The sequence below is a fragment of the Pseudoalteromonas sp. S16_S37 genome (assembly GCF_014694405.1).
In the GTDB taxonomy this organism is placed as follows: domain Bacteria; phylum Pseudomonadota; class Gammaproteobacteria; order Enterobacterales; family Alteromonadaceae; genus Pseudoalteromonas.
In genome coordinates, this window is the sequence record NZ_JAAUWV010000219.1 from 1 (window position 1) to 338 (window position 338).

The window sequence follows — 338 nt, forward strand, 5'->3', positions numbered from 1 at the left end:
GGTGAAGGCTGGATGTACCTAGCAATAGTAATGGATTTATACTCCAGACGAATCGTCGGTTGGCACATCGATAAGCGCATGACGACAGACTTAGTAAGTAAAGCGATGCTAAAAGCGTATAACTTGCGCCAACCACCAATAGGTTTAGTGTTCCATTCAGATCGGGGTTCACAATACACCAGTAAACGTTACCGCCATTTATTGGCGAGCTATGGTATTCGGGCCAGCATGGGAGATGTGGGTGCTTGTTGGGATAACGCTGTTGTAGAACGCTTCTTCGGCAGCTTAAAGCATGATTGGTTGTTGAAAGTGCCTCAGCCAACACGTGAATATATGAG

The 338-nt window shown here is 46.2% G+C and carries 1 protein-coding gene; it reads left to right on the forward strand.

Features of this window, described 5'->3' with window-relative positions:
• Positions 1–338: DDE-type integrase/transposase/recombinase (locus HC733_RS22700; protein WP_190367221.1), on the forward strand; the 338-nt coding region annotated here is incomplete at both ends.